The sequence below is a fragment of the Pseudalkalibacillus berkeleyi genome, assembly GCF_021608225.1.
Taxonomy (GTDB): Bacteria; Bacillota; Bacilli; order Bacillales; family Fictibacillaceae; genus Pseudalkalibacillus; species Pseudalkalibacillus berkeleyi.
The window spans coordinates 2,694,313-2,717,322 of sequence record NZ_JAKIJS010000001.1 but is presented as its reverse complement, the minus strand read 5'-3'; the positions used below and the strand labels follow the sequence as shown (position 1 = coordinate 2,717,322).

21 protein-coding genes and 1 riboswitch are annotated in these 23,010 nt (G+C 41.9%); of the genes, 13 read left to right on the top strand and 8 right to left on the bottom strand.

Annotated elements, in window-relative coordinates:
- Positions 1 to 109 precede the first annotated feature (109 nt).
- Positions 110 to 988, top strand: a complete 879-nt coding sequence (locus L2716_RS14160) for a DUF1028 domain-containing protein (RefSeq protein ID WP_236337195.1) — start codon at positions 110 to 112, stop codon at positions 986 to 988.
- Between the two features lie 51 nt (positions 989 to 1,039).
- Here the strand turns inward: L2716_RS14160 and L2716_RS14155 are convergent, their stop codons facing one another.
- The 3 genes from L2716_RS14155 to L2716_RS14145 are packed head-to-tail and all read right to left on the bottom strand — an operon-like array spanning position 1,040 to position 4,293.
- Positions 1,040 to 1,909 carry a transglutaminase family protein gene (locus L2716_RS14155; RefSeq protein ID WP_236337193.1) on the bottom strand — a complete coding sequence of 290 codons (870 nt, stop codon included), beginning with the start codon at positions 1,907 to 1,909 and terminating at the stop codon, positions 1,040 to 1,042.
- Entirely contained in the window at positions 1,906 to 2,847 is a 942-nt protein-coding gene (locus L2716_RS14150; RefSeq protein ID WP_236337184.1) for an alpha-E domain-containing protein, read from the bottom strand. The genes L2716_RS14155 and L2716_RS14150 overlap by 4 nt, the downstream gene beginning before the upstream one ends.
- Before the next feature lie 15 nt (positions 2,848 to 2,862).
- The gene (locus L2716_RS14145; RefSeq protein WP_236337182.1) at positions 2,863 to 4,293 is read right to left on the bottom strand and encodes a circularly permuted type 2 ATP-grasp protein; all 1,431 of its coding nucleotides are present in this window, start codon (positions 4,291 to 4,293) and stop codon (positions 2,863 to 2,865) included.
- A 618-nt stretch (positions 4,294 to 4,911) separates the two neighbouring features.
- Here L2716_RS14145 and spoIIID point away from each other — a divergent pair.
- From spoIIID to L2716_RS14095, 10 genes are all read left to right on the top strand, one after another.
- Entirely contained in the window at positions 4,912 to 5,178 is a 267-nt protein-coding gene (gene spoIIID / locus L2716_RS14140; RefSeq protein ID WP_221567262.1) for a sporulation transcriptional regulator SpoIIID, read from the top strand.
- Positions 5,179 to 5,325: 147 nt separating this feature from the next.
- On the top strand, positions 5,326 to 6,327 hold the full coding sequence (mreB, locus tag L2716_RS14135; RefSeq protein ID WP_236337181.1) for a rod shape-determining protein: 1,002 nt from the start codon (positions 5,326 to 5,328) through the stop codon (positions 6,325 to 6,327).
- A 335-nt stretch (positions 6,328 to 6,662) separates the two neighbouring features.
- Positions 6,663 to 7,484, top strand: coding sequence for a flagellar hook-basal body protein (locus tag L2716_RS14130; RefSeq protein ID WP_236337179.1), 822 nt, complete (start codon positions 6,663 to 6,665; stop codon positions 7,482 to 7,484).
- A 28-nt stretch (positions 7,485 to 7,512) separates the two neighbouring features.
- Entirely contained in the window at positions 7,513 to 8,340 is an 828-nt protein-coding gene (locus L2716_RS14125) for a flagellar hook-basal body protein (RefSeq protein WP_236337177.1), read from the top strand.
- Positions 8,341 to 8,362: 22 nt separating this feature from the next.
- The gene (locus tag L2716_RS14120) at positions 8,363 to 8,662 is read left to right on the top strand and encodes a DNA-directed RNA polymerase subunit beta (RefSeq protein WP_236337175.1); all 300 of its coding nucleotides are present in this window, start codon (positions 8,363 to 8,365) and stop codon (positions 8,660 to 8,662) included.
- Positions 8,663 to 9,270: 608 nt separating this feature from the next.
- Positions 9,271 to 9,708 carry a 3-hydroxyacyl-ACP dehydratase FabZ gene (gene fabZ, locus L2716_RS14115; protein ID WP_236337172.1) on the top strand — a complete coding sequence of 146 codons (438 nt, stop codon included), beginning with the start codon at positions 9,271 to 9,273 and terminating at the stop codon, positions 9,706 to 9,708.
- A 22-nt stretch (positions 9,709 to 9,730) separates the two neighbouring features.
- Positions 9,731 to 10,348, top strand: coding sequence for an arylformamidase (gene kynB, locus L2716_RS14110; protein ID WP_236337163.1), 618 nt, complete (start codon positions 9,731 to 9,733; stop codon positions 10,346 to 10,348).
- 146 nt (positions 10,349 to 10,494) lie between these two features.
- Positions 10,495 to 10,698 carry a hypothetical protein gene (locus tag L2716_RS14105; RefSeq protein WP_236337151.1) on the top strand — a complete coding sequence of 68 codons (204 nt, stop codon included), beginning with the start codon at positions 10,495 to 10,497 and terminating at the stop codon, positions 10,696 to 10,698.
- Between the two features lie 221 nt (positions 10,699 to 10,919).
- Positions 10,920 to 11,005: riboswitch (cyclic di-GMP riboswitch) on the top strand.
- A gap of 120 nt (positions 11,006 to 11,125) precedes the next feature.
- Positions 11,126 to 12,400 carry a DUF5667 domain-containing protein gene (locus L2716_RS14100; protein WP_236337149.1) on the top strand — a complete coding sequence of 425 codons (1,275 nt, stop codon included), beginning with the start codon at positions 11,126 to 11,128 and terminating at the stop codon, positions 12,398 to 12,400.
- A gap of 113 nt (positions 12,401 to 12,513) precedes the next feature.
- On the top strand, positions 12,514 to 12,660 hold the full coding sequence (locus L2716_RS14095) for a hypothetical protein (RefSeq protein ID WP_236337140.1): 147 nt from the start codon (positions 12,514 to 12,516) through the stop codon (positions 12,658 to 12,660).
- Between the two features lie 10 nt (positions 12,661 to 12,670).
- Here L2716_RS14095 and L2716_RS14090 read toward each other — a convergent pair whose 3' ends face one another.
- Positions 12,671 to 13,204 carry a DUF2569 domain-containing protein gene (locus tag L2716_RS14090; protein WP_236337139.1) on the bottom strand — a complete coding sequence of 178 codons (534 nt, stop codon included), beginning with the start codon at positions 13,202 to 13,204 and terminating at the stop codon, positions 12,671 to 12,673.
- Positions 13,205 to 13,237: 33 nt separating this feature from the next.
- Positions 13,238 to 14,017: a GNAT family N-acetyltransferase gene (locus L2716_RS14085; protein ID WP_236337137.1), complete on the bottom strand. Its 780-nt coding sequence runs from the start codon at positions 14,015 to 14,017 to the stop codon at positions 13,238 to 13,240.
- Positions 14,018 to 14,160: 143 nt separating this feature from the next.
- On the opposite strand from L2716_RS14085, the gene L2716_RS14080 reads away from it, so the two are divergent.
- Complete coding sequence (locus L2716_RS14080) at positions 14,161 to 16,170, top strand: penicillin-binding transpeptidase domain-containing protein (RefSeq protein WP_236337135.1); 2,010 nt, start codon at positions 14,161 to 14,163, stop codon at positions 16,168 to 16,170.
- A 324-nt stretch (positions 16,171 to 16,494) separates the two neighbouring features.
- Here L2716_RS14080 and L2716_RS14075 read toward each other — a convergent pair whose 3' ends face one another.
- From L2716_RS14075 to L2716_RS14065, 3 genes are all read right to left on the bottom strand, one after another.
- On the bottom strand, positions 16,495 to 17,187 hold the full coding sequence (locus tag L2716_RS14075) for an OmpA/MotB family protein (RefSeq protein ID WP_236337133.1): 693 nt from the start codon (positions 17,185 to 17,187) through the stop codon (positions 16,495 to 16,497).
- Between the two features lie 5 nt (positions 17,188 to 17,192).
- Positions 17,193 to 18,764, bottom strand: a complete 1,572-nt coding sequence (locus L2716_RS14070; protein WP_236337131.1) for a hypothetical protein — start codon at positions 18,762 to 18,764, stop codon at positions 17,193 to 17,195.
- A 463-nt stretch (positions 18,765 to 19,227) separates the two neighbouring features.
- Entirely contained in the window at positions 19,228 to 19,404 is a 177-nt protein-coding gene (locus L2716_RS14065; RefSeq protein WP_236337129.1) for a Spo0E family sporulation regulatory protein-aspartic acid phosphatase, read from the bottom strand.
- A 276-nt stretch (positions 19,405 to 19,680) separates the two neighbouring features.
- On the opposite strand from L2716_RS14065, the gene L2716_RS14060 reads away from it, so the two are divergent.
- On the top strand, positions 19,681 to 22,977 hold the full coding sequence (locus tag L2716_RS14060) for a 5'-nucleotidase C-terminal domain-containing protein (RefSeq protein WP_236337126.1): 3,297 nt from the start codon (positions 19,681 to 19,683) through the stop codon (positions 22,975 to 22,977).
- The last annotated feature ends 33 nt before the right edge of the window (positions 22,978 to 23,010 follow it).

Sequence of the window (23,010 nt, the reverse complement as noted above, 5' to 3'; positions counted from 1 at the left end):
GGACACTCCACGCCTTGTGCTTAACTCCTCAATAATGAACGCTAATTTTAAAGAAGGTGTCAGTAGGGGGTGTCGAGAATTATGTGGGTATAGTAAGGAGGGAGACTTGATGTACACAGGTAAAATTCCAAAAGATTTAGTCGCAACGTTTTCTATTGTTGGTTATGATCCTGAAACGGAAGAGATCGGTATTGCTGTCCAGTCCAAGTTTATCGGAGTGGGGTCAGTCGTCCCTTGGGCAAAGGCGGGGGTTGGAGCAGTAGCGACCCAGTCATTTGCGAACACGTCTTATGGACCAAAAGGCCTCGAGCATATGGCTTCTGGAAAATCCGCTGAAGAAACAATGAGACTATTAACCGAAAAGGATCGTGAACGGGAGCTTCGTCAAGTTGGTATTGTCGATGCGAAAGGAAATGCCGCAACGTTTACTGGATCGGAGTGTTATGATTGGGCTGGTGGATTAACAGGGAAAAACTTTGCGGCCCAAGGGAACATTCTCGTCAATCAAGATACCGTCACGCAAATGGGTTCAACATTTGAAACGACTGATGGAACACTCGCCGAGCGTCTACTAACAGCCCTCAACGCTGGTCAGCAGGCTGGAGGAGACAGCAGAGGAAAGCAGTCGGCAGCGCTTTTAATCGTTAAAGAGAAAGGCGGATACGGTGGATTCAATGACAGAGCGATCGACCTCCGAGTAGATGATCACCATGAACCGATCATGGAATTGATTCGACTACACGAATTGCATCAGCTTTATTTTTCACGATCAAAAGAGCAGAATGTTGTAAAAATTGATGGCGAGATATTCAGTGAGCTCACCTTTCAGCTTGAGCGGCTCGGCTTTGTTGAACGAAGTGATGAGCATAGTGAAGAAGCGGTGCTTGATGCCCTCCGTGTACTCATTCACCAAGAGAACTTCGAAGAACGCGAGCAAAAGCGAGGCTACATTGATCTAGAAATTCTTGAATTCTTGAAAAAGCATTAATTCTACACACCAAAAAAGCGTGAGGGCGATCATTCAGCCCCTACGCTTTCTTTACTTCACCGGAATATTTTCTTCAATCGCATGTACACTCACTTTTACATCGAGGTTTTGCATGCCACCTTGATAGACGCCTTTCAGTGGGACGATGTCTGAGTAATCTCGTCCGACTGCGATTCGGATGTGCTGATCTTTTGCTACAATATTGTTCGTAGGATCGAATCCGACCCATCCAGCTGTCGGGAGCTTGACCTCAACCCAAGCGTGTGTAGCTGCATCTCCTCGCATAGCGGAATTTTCTCCGATATATAAATATCCACTTACATAACGCGCTGGAATACCTCTATAGCGGCACAGCGCTAGCATCAGATGTGTATAGTCCTGACAGACCCCAACCTTATTCTCTAATGCTTCAGCTGCAGTCGTGTTCACTGTAGTCGTTCCTGGCTCATACGTGAACGTTTCGTAAATGTATTGATTCACTAATTTTACATAATCGAACGGGTTTGTTGATTCCTCCCAAAGTGGTGTGGTCACTTCCTTACACACTTCAGCAGGTAAACTCGTATAATTTGTCGCCATCAAATATTCTGCATACTGATGTCTGAACGAGCTAGAAAACATCGCATCATTCATCTGAGAACTGAAGGAAATCGCATCCTTGAATGCATAAGGGTCGATCATTACCTCAGAGGTTGTTTCTAACATCAACTCCGTATGTTCTTCCCAAGCATAGAACGTCTCCACGTGGTTACCCCAATAGTCGTAATGAACATATGATGGGGCCGCTGGCGTAATGATTTTCTCGAATGACATGCAATCCTGCTTCAGATCATCAATCGGCTTCAAGCGGAACTGGTTAATGCTATGACTTACTGGTTGTTCGTAAGTGTAGTGTGTATGCTGGGTGATCTTATATCTCATACACCAACTTCCCCTAAATAGTAGGTTTTGTTGATTAAGCGACCAAGCTTGAAGCAGTTCGACTGGAATTCCTGTAAAAATTGATGAATATCATCGGTCATGACATCAATCACGGTCATCGTCTGGAAGCTGTGCCTCATTTTTGCAATCAACTCTAGAAGCTCCTCTGAATAGTGCTCAATTTTTCCTTGTTCAAGCTTCTGAAAGACTTGATACACCTGATCCACGCAATATCGAATCGACCTCGGGAAAGACTCATCAAATAACAAAAATTCAATGACCCGCTCTCCAGTAATGAATGGATGATGCTTTTTCAAGTAAGCCTCATGCCCACTGACGGATTGAAGCACTGCAAACCAATGCCGATATAGCGAAGGGTCGTTATGTTCAGGATCTTCTGAGCGGTAATAATAAATATTCAAAATCCGAGACGTCTTTTCGGCACGCTCAATGAACTTCGCCATTTTGATAAAAAGGTAAGCTTCATCAAATGAAAGTGTCGCTTCAACCATGCCTTGGAACAATGCCGATTGTCTAATGATCATTTGATAAAAATCATCAATCGTTTCAGGCGACCAATTTTCATGTTTATACTGTTTAACCTCCCAATAGAAGGCGTTGATCATTTCCCATAGCTCTTGAGGGATGATTTCGCGAATCGCACGCGCATCTTCTCGGGCTAATTTTACACAATTTAAAATCGAATTTGCATTCTCACTCGAAAAGGACATGAAATCCATAACAGACTTTGCATCATACCGATCAAATTGTTTTTCGAAATCTTCATTTGCCCCTACGATCGAAACGAGTTCATCCCAGTGATTTTCTTTATGCTCAATACTGCCAATCAGACGTACAGAAATTAGGCGGGCCGTATTCTCGGCACGCTCAATATTACGTGACATCCAATAAAGTGAATTCGATACTCTACTTAGCATGCTTGTCCCTCCTCATTATTCGGTCATCACCCATGTGTCTTTGCCGCCGCCTCCTTGTGAAGAATTGACGACCATAGAACCTTCCTTTAATGCAACCCTTGTCAATCCGCCTGGAAAGACATGTGGCTTCTCACCATTAAAGATGTAGGCGCGAAGGTCAATGTGACAGCCCGAAAATTTTTCCCCTCTAAAGACAGGAAGGCGGGACAACTTGATCATCGGTTGGGCAATGTAGTTGTTCGGATTTTTCTCAATTTGCACGCGGTAGGCATCGCGTTCTTCTTGTGAAGCATGTGGACCAATTAACAGGTTGTATCCACCCGAACCATCTGTTTGCTTCACGACAAGTTTATCTAAGTTTTCAAGGACATAGTTTCGCTGTTCTTCATCACGCAAAAAGTATGTCTCTACATTCTTAATCATCGGTTCTTCCCCGAGGTAGTAGCGGATCATGTTCGGCACATAATGATAGATCGCCTTATCATCAGCAACCCCGTTTCCAATACCGTTGCTGATCGTTACGTTTCCAGCACGATAAGCATCTATGAGACCCGGGACACCAAGCATTGAATCTGGACGGAATTCTAGTGGATCAAGGAAATCATCATCAATACGTCTGTAAATGACGTCCACCCGTTTCAATCCACGTGTCGTTTTCATATAGACGACCCGATCTCGAATGAGTAAATCCCGACCTTCAACTAACTCGATGCCTAACTGTTGAGCTATGAAACTATGATCAAAATAAGCAGAGTTATAAATCCCTGGTGTGAGGAGTACAATGTTAGGGTTACTTACCCCGTTTGGAGCAATGGAGGATAGTGCTTCATGTATGTGAGTAAACTGGTTTTCGAGAGACTGAACTTCATAGTCATGGAAAAAGTCAGAGAAAATGTGCCGCATGACGTAACGGTTTTGGAACACATAGGAAAGTCCTGACGGATTCCGTAAATTATCCTCAAGGACACGGAATTCTCCGTTGTCATCCTTTACAAGATCGATCCCAGCCATAAAGATGTGATTCCGGCGTGGAACTTTGATTTTCGCAACTTGAGGATAGAAGTGGTTACATGTGACGACGAGTTCGCGAGGGATGAGCCCGTCCTTTAAGATTTGCTGGTCATTGTATATATCATCTAGAAAGAGATTCAATGCTTTAACCCTCTGGATCAATCCTTCTTCAAGCTTCTTCCATTCATCCTTCGGGATAATGTTAGGCACGAAGTCGAAAGGGATCGTTCGCTCAGAGCCTTGATTATCGTTGTAGACAGTAAACGTAATGCCCTGTCTGAGGAAATTTTGTTGAGCAGCTTCATGACGTGTCTTCAATTCTTCATCGGGAAGGTCCGACAATCGATCATAAAGTGTTTGATAATGACTACGCGGCCTTCCGATTTCCTGGAGCATCTCATCAAAGAAAGATTCTATTTCATATGTCTTAAACATTCAATGGCCCCTTCCCATTAATATTATTTAGAAAATTCTAACACTTTCAGCGTACACTATTGGATTCCCCATATCAAGACAATAAAACCACTAATACTGTCGAAAAGTCCTAGAAATCAAAATATTTCCTCATACACTGTCAGGTGGACTAGAGTGCATGACAATCATGAATCGTGACCGTAGCTGATTGTCCAAATTTTTACCAACATCATTTACAAGCTTTTTTAGGAAAATAATCATGATTGGAATAATAAAAAGTCAGATACTTCAGAAAATAAACTTTTCGATGTAAGGTCACAAATCGTGTTGATCAATGATCATAAACCCATGTGGGACTTGGGTTTTAGAATGCTCCTTTTAAACAACCAAAACAACCTTCCAATAAAAAGTAAACAAATTCCCTTGTCCCACTTGACTTTTAGGTATATAACCTCATTCCTAATAATAAAATGTTACAAAACGAACATTAGGGGAACGCGATGAGAAGTCTAAGTACAGCTGCGTGCGAGCTTAGCAGGTCATTCATTCTTAGGGGGAAATGACAATTAAACATTTCGCAGCCTAGATATTGAAGTCTCATATCGCACCTCTTACATCCAATTTAGGGAGGCGAGTGGTGTGCACGATTACATCAAAGAACGAACCATCAAGATAGGCAGGTATATCGTGGAGACAAGAAAAACCGTTCGTATGATCGCGAAAGAATTCGGTGTTTCTAAAAGTACTGTCCACAAAGATTTAACGGAACGATTACCTGAAATTAACCCGGAGCTAGCCAACAGTGTAAAGGAGATCTTAGAGTACCATAAATCGGTACGACATCTTAGAGGTGGAGAGGCAACCCGGGAAAAATACAAAAAATCGACCGAAAAGGTGGTCAATTAATTTCTGGGTAGTGATTAGGTACTATTTTTTGACAAATTATACCCCTATTCAACACAAACTATGGTAAACTATAATAATGGATGAACTACATAAATTTAACAATTCGATCTAACAATAGAACTAGTCTGATATAGGGGGATTTACCAGATGTTTTCAAGGGATGTTGGAATTGATCTGGGTACGGCGAATGTACTCATTTACGTGAAAGGACGGGGGATTGTCCTTGATGAGCCATCCGTCGTAGCTATTGATAAAAATACGGACCGCGTAATAGAAGTTGGAGAAGAAGCACGTAGAATGGTCGGCCGAACGCCAGGAAATATCGTTGCGACTAGACCTTTGAAGGATGGCGTCATCGCTGACTTTGAAGGAACAGAAGCCATGCTTAGATATTTTCTAGAAAAGATCAACGTGAGGGGATTAGTCTCAAAGCCGAGGATCTTAATTTGTACGCCGACGAACATTACTACGGTCGAACAAAAGGCAATACGTGAAGCTGCTCAGAAAAGTGGAGGCAAATATGTCATTCTTGAAGAGGAGCCGAAAGTTGCTGCAATTGGTGCGGGCATGGATATATTCCAGCCGTATGGAAATATGGTCGTTGATATAGGCGGTGGAACAACTGATGTTGCCGTGCTTTCCATGGGCGATATCGTCACCGCCTCTTCGATTAAAGTTGCAGGGGACAAGTTCGACCAAGACATTTTACAATACATTAAGCAGAAGTATAAGTTGTTAATCGGTGAACGTACTTCTGAAAGCATTAAGATGCAAGTAGCAACCGTATTCCCTGGTTCTCGAAATGAAGAGATGGACATTCGTGGTCGGGACATGGTAAGCGGTCTCCCGCGTAATATTACGATCCGTTCTTCAGAGATAGAAGAAGCACTTCAAGAATCGATTTACTCGGTTGTCATGACGGCGAAAAGCGTTCTTGAAAAAACGCCGCCTGAACTTTCAGCAGATATTATTGATCGCGGCATTATCCTAACGGGTGGTGGTGCGCTTATGCACGGTATTGCTGAACTTTTCTCAGAAGAATTGAAAGTACCTGTCCACGTAGCCGACGAGCCGATGACGTGTGTCGCTAGAGGAACAGGATTAATGCTAGAACACATTGATAAGTTACCAAAACAGAAGTTATCATAAATATATGAATTGAATCTATCAAATAGAACAATCGTGGACAAGCTTTTAAGAGGATGTTCAAACAGTACGGTTATTAATAGATTTTAGAATTTTGATTGAAGACGTGGGTACGAGACTCCTGCGGGAAAAGCGGGTCAGGGGAGACCCCGCATAAGGGATTTATGATCTTCGTCTAACAATTAGGACGTTCGACTAAGTGCAGCCACGTCCTGTGGTGAACGGCGAAACTAGTACATCCTTTGTGCAAGTAGGGGGCTCCCGAACCGCCCGCGGAAAGCGAGTACCCAAAGCGAAAATCAACAAGCCCAATGTAAAAAACATAGGAGGAGAGCAGCATGTTTCGAGGATTTTACACAGCAGCTTCCGGAATGATTGCCCAGCAAAGACGTCAGGACTTGTTAACGAACAATCTAGCAAATGTGAATACGCCAGGATACAAGGCAGATCAAGCTTCACTTCGGGCTTTTCCGCAAATGCTGATGAGTCGATTAGGTGAGACGAACATGGGAGACCATTCAGTCCCTACTAAAAAGCAGCTAGGAACGCTTGCAACTGCCGTTTATATGCAAGAAGCCTTGCCGAAGTTTAAACAAGGGGACATTCAGGAAACTGGAAATCGCTTAGATGTTGCTCTACTCCAAGGTGCTGTACCTACAGATGAAGAAACCGGAACGCAAGGTGCTCTCTTTTTTACCGTACAAAATGAAGCGGGAGACCTCCGAATGACCCGGAATGGAAATTTTTCTGTTGATGCGAACGGCAATCTCGTTACATCTAATGGGGACTTTGTACTCGATACAAATGGAAACAGGATTGTAGTTGGAGGATCCGATTTTGAAATGGATTCAAATGGCTTCATACCTCAGGCTAATGCACAAGTGAACGTTGCTTTAGTTGAGAATCCTAATTTACTAGAAAAAGAAGGCAACGGACTTTTCAGATTGGAAGAAGAGGCTGGATTCGGTAGCGCGATAGGAAACCCCGATGTTTCCTACCAACTGAAGCAAGGTTTCGTAGAACGCTCCAACGTTGATGTAGAGCAGACGACGGTTGAAATGTTGAACGCTTACCGAACTTTTGAAGCGAACCAGAAAGTTTTGCAAGCGTATGATCGGACGATGGAAAAATCATCTAATGAAATTGGACGCTTAGGCTAAAACATATGGACTTCAAGGAGGTAGAATAATGAATCGATCGATGATTACTGCATCTGTTTCAATGGGGCAGCTCCAAAGACAGTTAGACACGATTTCAAATAACTTATCGAACAGTAATACATATGGATACAAACGACGTAACGTACAATTTTCTGATTTGCTCACACAAGAAATGAATAACCAACCTAATCAGAATAAAGAAGTAGGTAGGTTAACGCCTAACAACATCCGATTAGGGAATGGTGCTAGAGTAACGGGAACGGTACTACGAATGGAACAAGGTACAGTTGTAGATACCGGTCGTTCGTTGGATATTGCGCTATTAAACCCGAATATGATGTTCCAAGTGCGAAAAACTCTTGAAAATGGTGAGGAAATCGTTGAATATACTAGAGAGGGGTCTTTTTACGTAACACCAGTAGAAGGAAACCCGAATGAATTGCAAATGACTGCCGCCAATGGAGATCGCTTAGTTGGAGAAAATGGACCGATCACCGTACCAGCAGGATTTAGCTCGATAAACATCGGATCAGATGGAGCGGTTCAGGTGACAATGCCAGACCAAACGATCGTAAATGCAGGCAGACTTTCGTTAGTAGAAGTGACGAGACCGCAACTACTAGAATCGACTGGAGATAACCGTTATCGCGTTGAGCCTGGCACTCAGCTTGATCAGGCGCTTATTCGAGTCCAAGGTAGAGACGGCTTCATACAGCAAGGTGCATTGGAACAATCCAATGTTGATGTTTCTCACGAAATGACACAGCTCTTAACCACACAACGCTCTTATCAGATGAACGCTAAGGCCGTTACAATGGCTGATCAAATGATGGGACTTGTGAATTCGATACGATAAGTAGGATGAATAAGGAGTTATTATGGTTCAGAATAATTCAGGTTCCAACGGACAATCGACATCAAGAGAACAATATAAAGCGAGTAAGAAAAAAGCGGATGCCCCTTCTAGAGAAGAGATGAAGAACGAAGAGAGCCTAAAGCTTCGTGTGCGTGTCATCCCAATTTGGCTACGCCTTATTATCATTGTTCTCATTTTCATTCTCTGTCTCGCTGCAGGACTCGCAATCGGCTTCAGCGTCATCGGAGACGGAAACGTGAAAGACGCCTTCAGCAAAGACACATGGCAACATATTGTAGATTTAGTTAAAAAGGAAAACTGATCCATTCTATAAACCCAGATGTACCCTAAATTTAGCGTACATCTGGGTTTTCTATTGGGGTCAGAGCTTGTTCCTCACAATGTACATAAGCGAATCCCTACAACTGTTTAGAAAGGGCAAAGATTTGATCCGAAAAGACCGTCAAATCATAGGAAAACAAATAAGAATTTAATTTATACTATGAATCAGACCGTTATAGAAATCATTTACATTTATGTGTATTATAAACAAGTGCTGACTTAGAACGTTGACATTAACAGTTAAGCTAATAGGGGAGTGATAATGTGAAGATAAAAGATATTTTCTACTTTGTTTTATTAATAGCATTATTTTTTGTGTTATTGTACATTGGGCTACAATTAAAGGAACAAGTTAAATATTTAAATGAAATTTCTAATTTGTTAGAGCATATAGAGAGAGACATTTATACTGAATAGTAAAGCACCATCAATTGAAAGGGTTTTTATACATAAATACACTTTGTTTAGAAATTATGTTCAGTTATGTTCATATGAAAAATCACCTACAGGTACTTCATATCAATTTCTTCTCCAACAATGAATTATGCTATCATTAGGAAAAAGAGTTAACTATAGGAGGATACATATATGTTGAATATTGATGAAATTAAGGAAATTATTCCGCACCGTTATCCATTTTTACTTGTGGATCAAATTACTGAAGTAGAAGAGGGTAAGCGAGCAATCGGACTGAAGAATGTCTCTGCAAATGAGGAGTTTTTCAACGGACATTTTCCTGAATACCCTGTTATGCCTGGTGTTCTAATCGTAGAAGCGCTCGCTCAAGTTGGTGCAGTTGCGTTATTGATAAAAGAAGAAAATCGCGGACGTCTTGCATTCTTTGCAGGTATTGACAGCTGCCGTTTTAAAAGACAAGTACGCCCAGGAGACCAGCTACGCCTAGAAGTCGAACTGACACGCGTTCGCGGATCGATGGGTAAAGGGAAAGCTGTTGCAACAGTCGATGGAGAAGTAGCTTGTGAAGCGGAAATTATGTTTGCGTTAGGTAAAAAAGAAGACGCATAAGCGAGTCGAGGGGGAATTGGAGTTGAAGATTTGGGATATATCGCAGCCATTGAAGGATGGCGTTCCGACTTGGCCGGGTGATACGCCATTTACGTTCAAGCTCAACTGGACAAAAGAGGAAACAGGCTCTGTAAATGTCGGTAACCTCAGCTTAAGTACACATACCGGAACGCATGTAGATGCGCCGTACCATTTTGATGACGATGGAAAAAGAATGCTCGATCTACAACCAGAACTCTATGTTGGTGATGCGCTCGTCGTCCATTTGGAAAACAGGGAGTCGATTACACCTGATGACCTCAAAGGCTATGATTTAAGTAATGTGGAGCGGTTGTTGATCAAGACAAGTTCTTGGAAAGACCGCAGTCAATTTCCTGAGTCTATTACGTATCTCTCACCAGAATTAGCGCCATTTTTAAAAGAAAATGGGATTAGACTCATCGGAGTGGACGTACCATCTGTTGATCAACTCGATTCAAAAGATTTGGCGTCCCATCACAGTCTACTGAATCACGATATCCATATTCTCGAAAGTGTCATACTAGATGAGGTTGAAGAGGGTGTCTATGAACTCATCGCTCTGCCTCTTCCGTTAGCAGATTCGGATGCAAGCCCTGTTCGAGCTATTTTAAGACGTTGATTGTTAAGCCAGTATGAATGTGAAGTAAACTTGGTAATGAATGTATATACATTCGGTAAATCCTAACAAATTTCACGAAAAATCTACTATAGTGAAATTAGCCGGAAACAAGCCGGTAATTTTGCGACATAAGGAGTGGATTGAACGTGAAAAAAAGTTTTCTCGCTAAACTAGGCTCTGCACTACTCGCAATCATGTTAATTACAGCTTGTAATGGAACTGAAGATGAACCCGCTAATGAAGAACCTTCATCAGAAGAGCAAGAAACAAACACCGATGACAGTGGCACTTCTAAGGAAGATAGCGAAACATCCACTGAAGACGGTGAATCATCTGAAGAGGGATCTTGATTATATTTTAAAAAATTTAATAGTAGGCACCACACCTACCCTACCCTCACATTGGAGCTGCTAACTGCAGCTCTCTTTTTTTGCTAGTAAGGATTATCCTTACAGCATAGTACTTTTTAACCAACAATAATGATTAAAAGGTACTATGAATTTTCTGAAAAAACAGGTCTATTGGACTTCGAGAATGTTGTCGAATTGTTGTATACTTAAAACTATTAACAAGCAGATAATGGCAAAACTATCGAAAGGTAGTGGCGCAAAACTATAGGGACTAAGGGTGTTTCACCTATGTCAGCCAGTTGCCTGAGGACCCGTCATACATAAGAAAGTACGCAATACAAGGACTCCTAGGCATATTACAAGGTTGCAAGTTGCAACCTTCGTAATCTGCTTTTTTTATGCAAAAAATACTGAAGGGATGAGGTCAATGATGAAGAAATGGATTGCGATGTTAAGTGCGGCATCTTTACTTTTGTTTGGTGCTACTCCAGCTGCATTTGCAAACACAGATGCTCCAAAAGTAGAGTTATCAGATGAAACGTCGAGCCAAGAAGAAGCAACCGAAGAGGAAACATCTTCAGAGGAAAATGAGGAATCTATTACTGAAGAAGAAAATGAAGAAGAATCAGAAGAAGGCTCAGAAGAAGAATCTGAAAATGAATCAGAGGAAGAAGTAGAAGAACCTTCACTAGTTCCTGGGGATTTCTTTTATTTCGTAAAAACAATGATTGAAAATGTACGCCTTGCGGTTGCGTCAGACGATTATGAAAAGGCACAAGTTTTAGCTGATATTGCATCTAACCGTATTGCAGAAGCGAATGCTCTCTTTGCTGCAGGTGAGACTGAGTTAGCGGAGAAAACGCTTGAAGAAGCGATTAAAGCCCAAGAGGAAGCGTTTAATAAGTCTGAAGAAAAAGAAGAAGCTTCAGATGAAGAAGGTAAAGAAGATGAGGATGGAAATGTTGACGGATCTGAAGGTGAGTCGACTTCTGGAGAAGGTGAGCCTGGTGACGATGAAACCGACGAAGACTCTGAAATGGATGAACTGCGCGCGAAGTTGTCCAACAACATTGACGCACTCTTATTAGCTCTTGGAAACGTTGAGAATCCTCAAGCACAAGAGTCTCTAATGAAAAATATCCAAAAGGCATTCGCAAAGCTAGATAAGAAAATTGCGAAGCTTGAAAAAAAGAAAAACAAAAAGGCTAAAGATGAAGATGAAGACGAAGAATCCGATGATGACGAGAAAGACTCGGATGATGATAGAGACACTGACGAAGATGAGTCCGACGATTCAGATTCTGACGCATCAGAGGATGATGAAGGAAATGAAGATGAAGAAGATGAGTCTGATGTAGCTCCAGTAAAGTCTGATAAAAAAGAAAAACATAAAAAAGAAAAAGCTAAAGAAAAACGAGAAAAAGCAAAAGAAAAGAAAGAAAAGCAAGAAGAAAAGCGCAATAAAAAGCATGACCGAGATGACGACGAAGACGAAGACGAAGATAAAGATGAAAATGATGAAAAAGAAAAGCGTAAAGATGATGAAGATAAAGAGCGTGAAGAAAAACGAAAGAAAGAAAAGAAAAAAGATCGTGACCGTGACGAAGATAAAGACGATGACGAAGACGATGATGAAAGAGACGAAGATGACGAAGATGAAGATGAAAAAGACGACGAAGACGATGAAAATGACGATGATTAATTCAATTGTAGAATAACAAAAAGGCTGTTCCTGATGGAGCAGCCTTTTTGTTGCCTCTCATCCATTATGTTAGACTAAATCTCAATCATCTCACAGAAAGGTTGTGTTTTTTTATGATGATAATAGGTATGTTAATCAGTTCTGTTTTGCTGTTTGGGATCATTTATTATGGTGTAAGAATGGGTATTGATAGCTCTGAAACGAGTAAGTATGTGAAAAAGATACACGACAAACTAGAAAAACAAGACGCTAAGAAATAAGAAGTTTTTCTCAAAACGTCAAATTGTTATCGGCGACGGTTTGCTTTTTTGGACTGTTTACAAATGTAGTTTTAACTCTTTGTGACCTTAACAAGTAAGGGATCCAAATTAAACATAAAAGTAGAGAGCCTGCTTGTTGTCTGTATGATTGGTTTTTGACATAATCCAATGTTTCAGCTGTAAGTGGGAGTGAGCCGAATATCCAATTCGTTATCAAACCATCTATAATGGCAAACACGGTCAAACCAACTAGGTAATAGATCATGAACTTTGGGAACAACGAATGCTTTGTAAACAACAGCCATAGCGCTGCAACAGATAATCCGATAAATCCAATGTCAACTGCAATATTCAGCCAGAAAGTTGGTTGGAACCATGCGTGATACAGTGGGTTTCCGGACTCTGTCAAAGAACTCCAAGCGGGCGTATGATATACGGTCCAATAACTTTGATAAAGAGAATAGAGACGAATGAGTGGAACCATCATAAGACCAACTGCCATAAGAATCAACCAACCACCAATTCCTTCATGCTTAGACCCCATTGAGATGCTCCTTCCTTTTTTCATAACCTTCTATCACTTAATAGGTGTTCGGTATACCTCATAATTCCCTAATTCTACAAATCCGAGCTTTCGTAAAACCGGTTCAGAGTTATCCTTGCGTGCTTGAGTAACGATATATTTAGCGCTGTTCAAACGAGCTAGCTCCATCCTTTTAGCTAATAGTGAACGATAAATACCTTGCTTCCGGTATTGCGGTATGACTCCAGAACCAGCTAAGTACATAGCGACTCCATCAGCACTAAACCGATATCCAGCATGACCTACAGGTTCGTCACCATCTAGCATAATGAGTAAACCGCCGCGACGGTTCTCATCTTTCACATAACTTAGTCTTTGTTTAACCAAATGTGCAATCGTCGCTTCATCATAATTCCAAATCTGAGCGCCTACTTCTACGTAATTTCGGACATCTTTTTCAGATTCAACCTCAATAACATCATACTCATCTTTATTTTTTCGACTGTTCTCATTTACAGGTAAAACCATTCCATAGTAAGTATCCTCATACGTAAAACCTTTATCTTGTAAGAATGAAGCAAGATGATCCGGCTTAGAATCTGGACCAATCCACCAGGAAAAAGCTTTTTCACCATAAAAAGAACGAACTTGATCGTATAAGCGCTCAACATTCTCATCAGTATCAAACTTCGCAACTTTATTTGAAAGGATGCTGTTAGACCCCTCCGTTTTATACATAAGGAGCTCATCTCGTTCCACAAACTCGACTGAATCAGGAACGCTCTCATAATCCCACATGACTCCCCGGACGTATTTCCATAAATGCTGTTTCATAATATGCCTCACCCTATATTTTCTATATGGGTAAGTACTTCCATGATGGACTGTAAAATCCTTTTAACAATGTAGTATTTCTTTAGGAAAAATATAGTAGAAATGATAGTATAGGATACAGTATTTGTCAGGGGGGATCTCAATTGCGAAAATTAGTATTTTTGATCATTTGTTTGATCGCGTTAGTTGGCTGTTCAGACAAACCGAAGCCAGAAACCACTTTCGAAAGTTATATGAAAGCTTGGGAGAAACAGGACTATGAAAAAATGTATAGTTACATAACTGAAGAAAAGAAAAAAGAATTCAGCAAAAAGGAGTTTACTGAGACATACACAACGAGCTACGAAGAAATAAAGATGAGTGACTTAGAAGTTACATACAAACTACCTAAAGAAGAGAAAGAATATGATGAAGAGGACAAACCATCATTTAATTATGTTGTCAAAATGGAAACGATCGCAGGTCCAATCGAAAGCTCCTATCAAACAGATCTTGTTTTTGAGAAAGGGGAAGAGGCTGACAAGTGGTCCATTAACTGGAATCCATCAAATGTTTTGGTAGGCATGAAAAAGGGTGACCAAGTTAAGGCAATCGTTTCGAAACCTGAACGCGCAGAAATTTTTGATGTGAATGGGGAAGGATTAGCTGTAAATGGTGTGATCCAAGAGGTAGGTCTTGTACCCGCCTGGATGAAGGAAGATGCAGAAGAAGTGAAGGAAAAGCTGGCAAAGTTAATTGATGTTCCAATAGAAAAAATCGACGCAAAGTTAAATCAATCATGGGTAAAACCAGATTCTTATGTTCCACTCGGAGCGGTTGCAGCTGACGATCACGACAAAATTGAAGCGATTCGTCCTTTGAATGGAACGAAATTTGTTGAGAAAAAAGCAAGAGTATACCCGCTAAAGTCTGCGGCTGCACATTTGACAGGATATGTGGATCTTATTACGAAAGAGCAGTTAGAAAAAAAGAAAGACAAAGGCTATAAAGCGAACGATGTAATTGGAAAATCAGGTCTAGAACTTATTTTCGAAGAAGAATTGAGAGGGGATCTTGGTGGTGAAATCGTCATTAAGGATGCTGAAGGGAATATTCGGGATATCCTTGCGAAACAAGAACCGGTGAAAGGTAAGGACATCACACTAACGGTTGATGCATCCATTCAATCCTTACTTTATAGCCAAATGCAAGGAGATGCTGGATCTGCTGCTGCCATACATCCAACTACTGGTGAAGTTCTCGCGCTCGTGAGTACACCCTCCTATGATCCGAACTTCGGCGTGACAGGTAATAAATACACGAGATTATCGGAGGACCCATTAAAACCGCTCACCAATAGGTTCACGAGCACATATGCACCAGGTTCTACCTTTAAACCGATCACCGCAGCAATTGGTGTGGAAACTGGCTTGATCAAACCAGCTGAAGAAAAACAAATTCCAGCGAACAACCGATGGCAAAAGGACAATTGGGGAGACCATTTTGTGACGCGTGTGAAAAGTCCAGATACAAAGGTGAACTTAGAAGATGCGCTCGTCCGCTCGGATAACATTTATTTTGCAAAGGCAATCCTAGATATCGGTGGAGATGCTTTTTTACGAGAATCGAAAAAGTTTGGATTTGATGAGAAAATTCCGTTTCCAATCGGTATTTCGAAATCCAAAATTACAAATGAAGGATTCAAAAGTGAAGGTCAACTCGCAGATACCGGTTATGGTCAAGGTCAAGTGGAGATGAGTTCACTTCATTTAGGGTTAACATATACTCCGTTTATCAATAACGGAGCTATGATTAAGCCAATCCTTTTTGCAGACGAAACCAAGTCTCAAACCTGGAAAGAGAATGTAATGACTGAAGAAACAGCGAAAACCATCACCAAGGATCTCGTTCAAGTCATTGAGAAACCTTATGGAACAGGACATGAACCCAAACTAGCCAACATAAAATTAGCAGGTAAAACGGGTACTGCTGAACTGAAGAAATCGAAAGAAGCGGAAGGGAAAGAGAACGGCTGGTTCGTTGCATGGAACACTGAAAATCCACAGCTTCTCATTTCAATGATGATCGAAGATGTAAAGGATAGAGAGGGTAGCCATTACGTAGTACCTAAAGTAAAGAAAGTATTTCAAGGCATGCTAGGTGGAAACGAATAGTTGTCGAAAGGAGTCTGCGGACTATAGTAGTTCTCCACCCGAATTCTGGTGAATGGCAGGAGTTTTTGTGATTACATCTTACTATTTTCCACAAGTAAGCTCCAAAGTTCCACAAGAGAGTCGCAAAGTTCCACATGTGAGCCCGAAAGTTCCACAAGGGAGTCGCAAAGTTCCACAAGCGGCCAGGAAAGTTCCACAAGTAAGCTCCAAAGTTCCCCAAGTGAACACAAAAGTTCCACGAGCGAACTGGATAGACCTAGAATTAGTCATAAAAACATGCCTTAATATGAAAAGGAGCGACCAAAACGGGTCGCTCCTCTCTGATTAATACTCATTAATGATCCCTTTTAGTTTGTTCTGCCATTTTTCGTCGTCCAAGATGATTTGGAAGGAGATACGGCGGTTCTTCTGAAGGGATTCATTTGTATTGCCTTCTTCAATCGGTTTGTACTCTGAATAACCAGTTGCCGCCACATATTGTGCGTATTTAGGCTCTTTAAACTTCGGGTTCACCTCAGCCATATATTTCACAACCGAAACCGCTCGTTCCGTCGATAAGGACCAGTTGTCATATGGAACGGAGTCGGTGTGACCTTCGATTAATATAATGTACAAGTATCTGCTCAGCTCTTGCTCGTCAATGATTTGAACGAGCGCATCCGAGAGCTGTCCGAGTACTTTTTTTCCAGAAGCACTAATATCGGCACTACCGGTATCGAATAAGATATTTCCTTCGATTGAGATCGTGTTGTTCGGACCGCGAATGATTTTATCCTTACCGACGTTTTCTTCTAATCGTTTTTCAATCAAATCCGATATGTGTTGTTTCACGTCTGCCACTTTAGCAAGCTCATGGCGGACTTCCGTCTGTTCGTAAGCGTTGTAAATGCTCTGGATATAGGCAATAATCGCGATGAATAGCATGACCAGAACCATCATCGCCATCATATCTGTGAAGGACGGCCAGAAATAGCCTTGAACACCTTCCTCGTCGTTTTTCCATCTTCTTTTTCTCATCGCGCTCACCGGTGATTCTGATCTTGAATTGTGATTCGGCGTGGTTGATCGTAAGGGTCGCGGTCATGGCGCGCATTTGCGGATTGAACCGTCGCATCTAACAAACGCTGTAGCACATGATAGACATCTCCGAAATATTGATGCGTCTGTTTAAATTCACGAGATAAGTTTTGATAGACGGAATCGAGGGCCCTAATCAGCTCACGCATCTCTTGGTCTTTACCAGGCTCTTGCCGGGATTGCCGTTCTCGTTCAAACATATAGCCAAGCTGATCTATAAAATCTCGTTTGAACGTTTCTATCGTCGAGTACCACGCTTTCTCTAAGTGTTGCACAGAACCGGCGAAGGTATCGTTCGCTCTCCCGTATTGCTCTGTTTTATCTTGATAACGGTGAAACCACTCATCGTTTTGCTGAGCCATTCTTCTTTCAAAGTCCTCCTGCTTCGTTTCGTACCGTGAAAGCACCGTCTCCACTCCACCAACGAGGGAACGGCCAAGTTCTTCCGTTTTCTTTTGCGAATCCTCAATCATCCGGTCAGAGTGTTTCATTACATGCTCCATCCGTTTTTGCCCCTGCTCTAACTGCTCGCTCGTTCTTTTATATTGTTTTTCAAATCCAGACACATGATCACCGAGTTTCGTCAGCCCTTTATCAACTGAATGCTGTACAGACTCAAGCTTCGTAATCGTATCGGAAAAACGATCGCCGAACATGACGAGTACATCTGAGCTCTGTTTAAACTGCTCCGTATGGTCACGTTGCGCTGACAAAATTCCTTTTACGTCATTCATGGCGTCCTCAAGCCCGGAAGTGAAGCCGATCATTTTTTCACTAAAATCACCGATGCTCTCTTGAAAGCTCTCTTGCACCTTCGAAACGAGCCGGTCTAAAAGACGTTCAAGTGAATCTTTCGGTTTTTCATTTTGTAGCTTTTCTTGAACAACGTGATCGAGCACACCTTCCGCCTCCGAAATGACCCGGTCTTGCAAATAGCTGAGAGACGTTCCACCCGTTAAAAATCCGGATTGTACGAGAGATAAAAGGAGTGAGCTTCCGATTCCGGCGATACTGGTCACAAAAGCAATGCTCATCCCACGAAACGGCTCAGAAATCGCTGTTACGATTGATGATACAGATAAGTTTGCGCCTCCTGGTTGATTACCAATTCCGACGAGTGTATCTTGCATCGCCATGATCGCTATGGTCAGACCGACAAAAGTTCCGAGTACACCTACAATAATCGCAAGGGAAGGGAGTCCGTGAATCAATCGGATGATGTTCCCAGTCGGAACCTTGAATATGCCGAGCACCCTTATCGGTTCTTTCATTAAATGTTTTTCAACCAATACAGGGCTGTTCACATTCGCAACACCCGATAGGTGGAAATTGCGATACTCCTCAATCGCGTTGTTCATCCATCTTGAACTTCTGCCAGCGTCGACCGTTGCCGAGTCAATGTGGCTGAGCTCTTTCAACCAATCTGTCAGTTTAATTCTTGCTTGCATATTGCCGATTATGCCAAACAACGTAATGAAACCGATAATCGCAATGACAATGACCGAGATGTTTTCCAAGCTGCATTCCCCCTTGTCTACTCTCAGTCTATGAACGAGCCTAGGAGAACTTGCCCACAAAAAGGGAAAACTTGAGAAAGCCAAGCGCAAGCGAAGGTTGGATTTTATTTGCAATGTGGAAATTGGAGCTGTTAGAAAGACAGAAAGATCTGGTTGCTACAAGTTACTAAACAAAAAATAAATACGAAACAACGAATTATGTTAAATTTTTCTTTGTTGATTATAGGTGAGGGTGCGAGACTCCAGCGGGAAAAGCGGGTCAGGAGAGACCCCGCACACTTATTAAGGATCTTCGACTAAATGCCACCACGTCCTGTGGTGAACGTCGAAGCCAGTACATCCTGTACAAGTGAGGAGGCTCCCGAACCGCCCGCGGAAAGCGAGTACCCTATAACGAAAATCAACAGTACCTCAATTAAATAAAAAACTCATTGTCAATGCGACAATGAGCGAGTTATGTATTTTAGTTTTTCATTTTGGTTTTTTGTATGTAATTCAGCTTCTCATCAAGCTGCTGACTAATCTTCACTATTAAAGGATCAGAGAAACTATCAAGTTGTTTACTATATTCATACATCAGCTTTTGCAAGGAATAAACTTCATCATTTTTATCAATCGCTACAGTTCTAGTTCTATTCATTTTTGAATCCCCCAATATGTCAGACATCTGTTTTTTCGTGTAGGAATTATTTTACATTATAGTCCAATCTTTGTAAATAGTTAAATAGTGTAATAGACCTGCTTTTTTAAAAGGTTGTATGGATGTTGTATGAGGACAATATCGTAGTTGTCAGACCTTTTAATGGTAAGAGAGGATGATCTTTCCTAACTTTTACAAATTGTTCATTCCACCTAAATGAAAGTCTAGTAAAGTAATAACTAGTGTATATAAAACAGCTTAAGGGAGGCTAATGATATGAAGCATCATTTACTCAAAAAATGGACAACTTTACTCGTCCTAGTCGCGATGCTTGCGGCGTTACTACCGACAGGAATGGCACAAGCGGCAACAACATCTATTACAGATGCAAAAACGATGACTGGACAAAATGTAACAGTAGAGGGCATCGTTACAGCTGATTTTACAAGCAGTAATCTATCAGCATACATACAAGATGACACAGCAGGGATCAATGTTTTTTCTTTTAACGAGAATTTAGTAGATTTACAGGAAGGTCAGCGCATACAAGTGACTGGAGAAATTAAGAGTTATAAAGGTCTCACAGAAATCGTACCAGGTACGGTCGAGATCCTTTCTAGTGGAAACGACATCCCGGCAGCGCAGAAAGTTGATCTTGCAACACTCTATAACGGTGATGCTGAACCATTAGAAGGATCACTTGTTCAGGTCAACGGGTATGTACAATCCGTTCCGACTAGCAATGCAGGTAGTGGTTACAACATTTCCTTTATTGATGATAGCTTACAAGGTACGACCATAAGAGTTGAGAATGCAACTGGCATTGACGTTTCAACGATACAAGAAGGCAAGTGGTACGATGTTACTGCAATTGTAGGCCAGTACAATGACTATCAACTTTTACCGAGAACAGTGGAAGATTTCAAGCTTTCAGAGGAACAACCACCAGCTCCACAACCGAAAGAATCCTATGAAGCGACAATCGACCGGGTAGTAGACGGTGATACGGTTCACATTCAAGATCCAATTATCGGCTCAACAAAAATTAGAATGCTATCGATTGATACACCAGAAACGAATTACAACGACCAATCTCAAGGTGCGCATGCTGAAGCTGCGACTGAAGAGCTGAAGCGTTTATTACCAGCAGGTACGAAGGTAACCGTTGAACTTGGTGACGAGCCACAAGACGCTTATGGAAGATTACTCGCGCACATCCATAAAGGCGAAATGGACGTAAACAAAGAAATGGTTCGTCTTGGACGCGCCGTACCTTATTTCATTCACCCGAACTTGGAACATTTTGAGGCGTACAGTACTGCAACGAAAGAAGCGATTGAAAACGGAAGCGGCATGTGGGACCCGAACAACCCAATAGAAGAGCTTCCATATGAGTTCCGTTTTAACTTAAGAGGCGGACCGGATAAGTTTGTAGGTGACTATTTTACAAAGGAATACGTAACACCGGACAAATGGGAGGATATCCCGGTCGAGAATCGCGTCTTTTTCTTTGAAGAACAAGCGGCAATTGACGCTGGATATACGAAAGCTGGAAGTGGTAGTGGAGAGTTGATTAAGGTACAGCTTTTAGGGCTGAACGACCTTCACGGTAAAATTGACGTGACAAAGAAAGACGGCGACGTATCTTACGGACGCATTAATTATCTCGCAACTTACCTAAAGGAGCGGGAAGCAACAAACCCGAATACATTAACGGTTCACGCTGGGGATATGGTTGGCGCAAGCTCTCCGGTCTCAGCACTTTTGCAAGATGAACCGACAGTTGAATTAATGGAAGCAGTCGGCTTTGATGTCGGAGCGGCTGGTAACCATGAGTTTGATGAAGGTGTTGATGAATTACTTCGCCTCGTAAACGGTGGCGAGCATCCGAATGGACTTGATAACTACGATGGAATGGACTATCCGTTACTTGCGGCAAACGTTGAGTACAAGGAAACGGGAGAACTCCTTCTTGATCCATATAAAATCTTTGAAATTGGTGGTACGAAAGTCGGCTTTATCGGAATCGTAACAGACAACGCACCAAGCATGGTCATTCCTGAAGGCATCAAGGACATCCGTTTTACAGATGAAGCCGAAGCAGTGAACAAATATGTGCCAGAGCTTCAGTCACAAGGCGTTGAAGCAATTGTCGTCTTAGCACATGAGCCAGTAGATGTTGAAGGTGACGATGCGACCGGAGAAGCAGCAGACTTAGCGAACAACATTAACGACGCAGTTGACGTCATTGTTGCTGGTCATAACCATGTAAAAGTAAATGCAGTCGTCGATAACAAGCTGATCGTCCAGTCTTGGGAATACGGCATGGCGTTCTCAGACATCGATCTAGAAATCGACCCGGTGACAAACGACGTTGTCAGTAAAACAGCTGAAATTGTAGATGTCGTGCAAAACGGCGTAACACCTGATGCTGAAGTGACAGCTATGCTAGATGAATATTTAGAAATCGTAGGACCGAAGCTAAACGAGGTGGTTGGAGAAGCAGCAATCGCTCTTGAAGGCGGATATGCGGAAAAAGGACTCGTTGGAGATAACGCACTTGGAAACTTGATTGCTGAAGGCATGCGTACGGAGATGGATGCGGACTTTGCGCTCATGAACGGTGGCGGAATCCGTGACGATCTTGATGCCGGTGAAATCACTTGGGGTGAGCTTTACAACATTCAACCTTTCGGAAACACATTAGTAAAAATCGAGTTAACAGGTGACGATCTACGTAACGTATTGAACACACAATTCCACCCAACATATGGTCCAGACTTAAGTATCGGTGGCTTCCGATACACATGGAATGAAGAGACGAACGAAGTCGTAAGCCTATACTTACCAGATGGTAGTGAGATGGATCCTGGTGCAACGTACACCGTTGTCGTGAACAGCTATATGTATCCACACGGAACAGACCGATATCGATTAGACGAGCTTGGAGAAAATCCAGTTCAAGGTCCAATCGACTTAGACGGAACGATCAACTATATTGAGCGTTTTGCAGAACCAATTGAAATGTATCCAGATGCTCGAATCAGTAGTGATTACGTAGCACCGATGACAAACGTGACGCAAAGTGGAGAAGCCGATGTTGTATTTACAATTGAATCCTCCGACGGTGAAGGTGTTGGACTATTAAAAACTGAGTATCGCTTGAATGGTGGAGAGTGGACTATAGTAGAAGGAAACACGCTCACTTTCTCTGAAGACGATTATGACGACCAGGTTCATCAACTCGATATCCGATCCATTGACCAGAACTTTAATAAAGAAGCGTTCCAAACATTCTACTTTGGTGAAGAGGAAAGCGAAGAGGAAAAACTGGAAGAGCTTCATGAAATGGTAGACGAGGGAATGGCAGAAGGGAAATTCAAGAACAAAGGCATCGCCAAATCCCTTCATGCTAAAATAGACAAAATTCAAGATCTAGAAAAAGCAAAAAAGAAAGAAAAGAAACTGAAAAAACTCAAGACATGGATTAAGAAAAAGAGTAAAAAACACATCGATAAGGAATTTGCTGAAGAACTCATTGAAGAAATTGATGAAATACTAGAAAACTACTAAAACACAAAAATGATGGCCGTCAGTCTACTGCAG

Coding starts and splice junctions, on each gene's coding strand:
- L2716_RS14125 (WP_236337177.1), top strand. CDS start 7,513: ATGAATCGATCGATGATTACTGCATCTGTTTCAATGGGGCAGCTCCAA.
- L2716_RS14120 (WP_236337175.1), top strand. CDS start 8,363: ATGGTTCAGAATAATTCAGGTTCCAACGGACAATCGACATCAAGAGAA.
- L2716_RS14130 (WP_236337179.1), top strand. CDS start 6,663: ATGTTTCGAGGATTTTACACAGCAGCTTCCGGAATGATTGCCCAGCAA.
- L2716_RS14095 (WP_236337140.1), top strand. CDS start 12,514: ATGATGATAATAGGTATGTTAATCAGTTCTGTTTTGCTGTTTGGGATC.
- fabZ (WP_236337172.1), top strand. CDS start 9,271: ATGTTGAATATTGATGAAATTAAGGAAATTATTCCGCACCGTTATCCA.
- L2716_RS14145 (WP_236337182.1), bottom strand. CDS start 4,293: ATGTTTAAGACATATGAAATAGAATCTTTCTTTGATGAGATGCTCCAG.
- L2716_RS14090 (WP_236337139.1), bottom strand. CDS start 13,204: ATGGGGTCTAAGCATGAAGGAATTGGTGGTTGGTTGATTCTTATGGCA.
- L2716_RS14100 (WP_236337149.1), top strand. CDS start 11,126: ATGATGAAGAAATGGATTGCGATGTTAAGTGCGGCATCTTTACTTTTG.
- mreB (WP_236337181.1), top strand. CDS start 5,326: ATGTTTTCAAGGGATGTTGGAATTGATCTGGGTACGGCGAATGTACTC.
- L2716_RS14085 (WP_236337137.1), bottom strand. CDS start 14,017: ATGAAACAGCATTTATGGAAATACGTCCGGGGAGTCATGTGGGATTAT.
- L2716_RS14150 (WP_236337184.1), bottom strand. CDS start 2,847: ATGCTAAGTAGAGTATCGAATTCACTTTATTGGATGTCACGTAATATT.
- L2716_RS14065 (WP_236337129.1), bottom strand. CDS start 19,404: ATGAATAGAACTAGAACTGTAGCGATTGATAAAAATGATGAAGTTTAT.
- L2716_RS14160 (WP_236337195.1), top strand. CDS start 110: ATGTACACAGGTAAAATTCCAAAAGATTTAGTCGCAACGTTTTCTATT.
- L2716_RS14060 (WP_236337126.1), top strand. CDS start 19,681: ATGAAGCATCATTTACTCAAAAAATGGACAACTTTACTCGTCCTAGTC.
- L2716_RS14155 (WP_236337193.1), bottom strand. CDS start 1,909: ATGAGATATAAGATCACCCAGCATACACACTACACTTACGAACAACCA.
- L2716_RS14075 (WP_236337133.1), bottom strand. CDS start 17,187: ATGAGAAAAAGAAGATGGAAAAACGACGAGGAAGGTGTTCAAGGCTAT.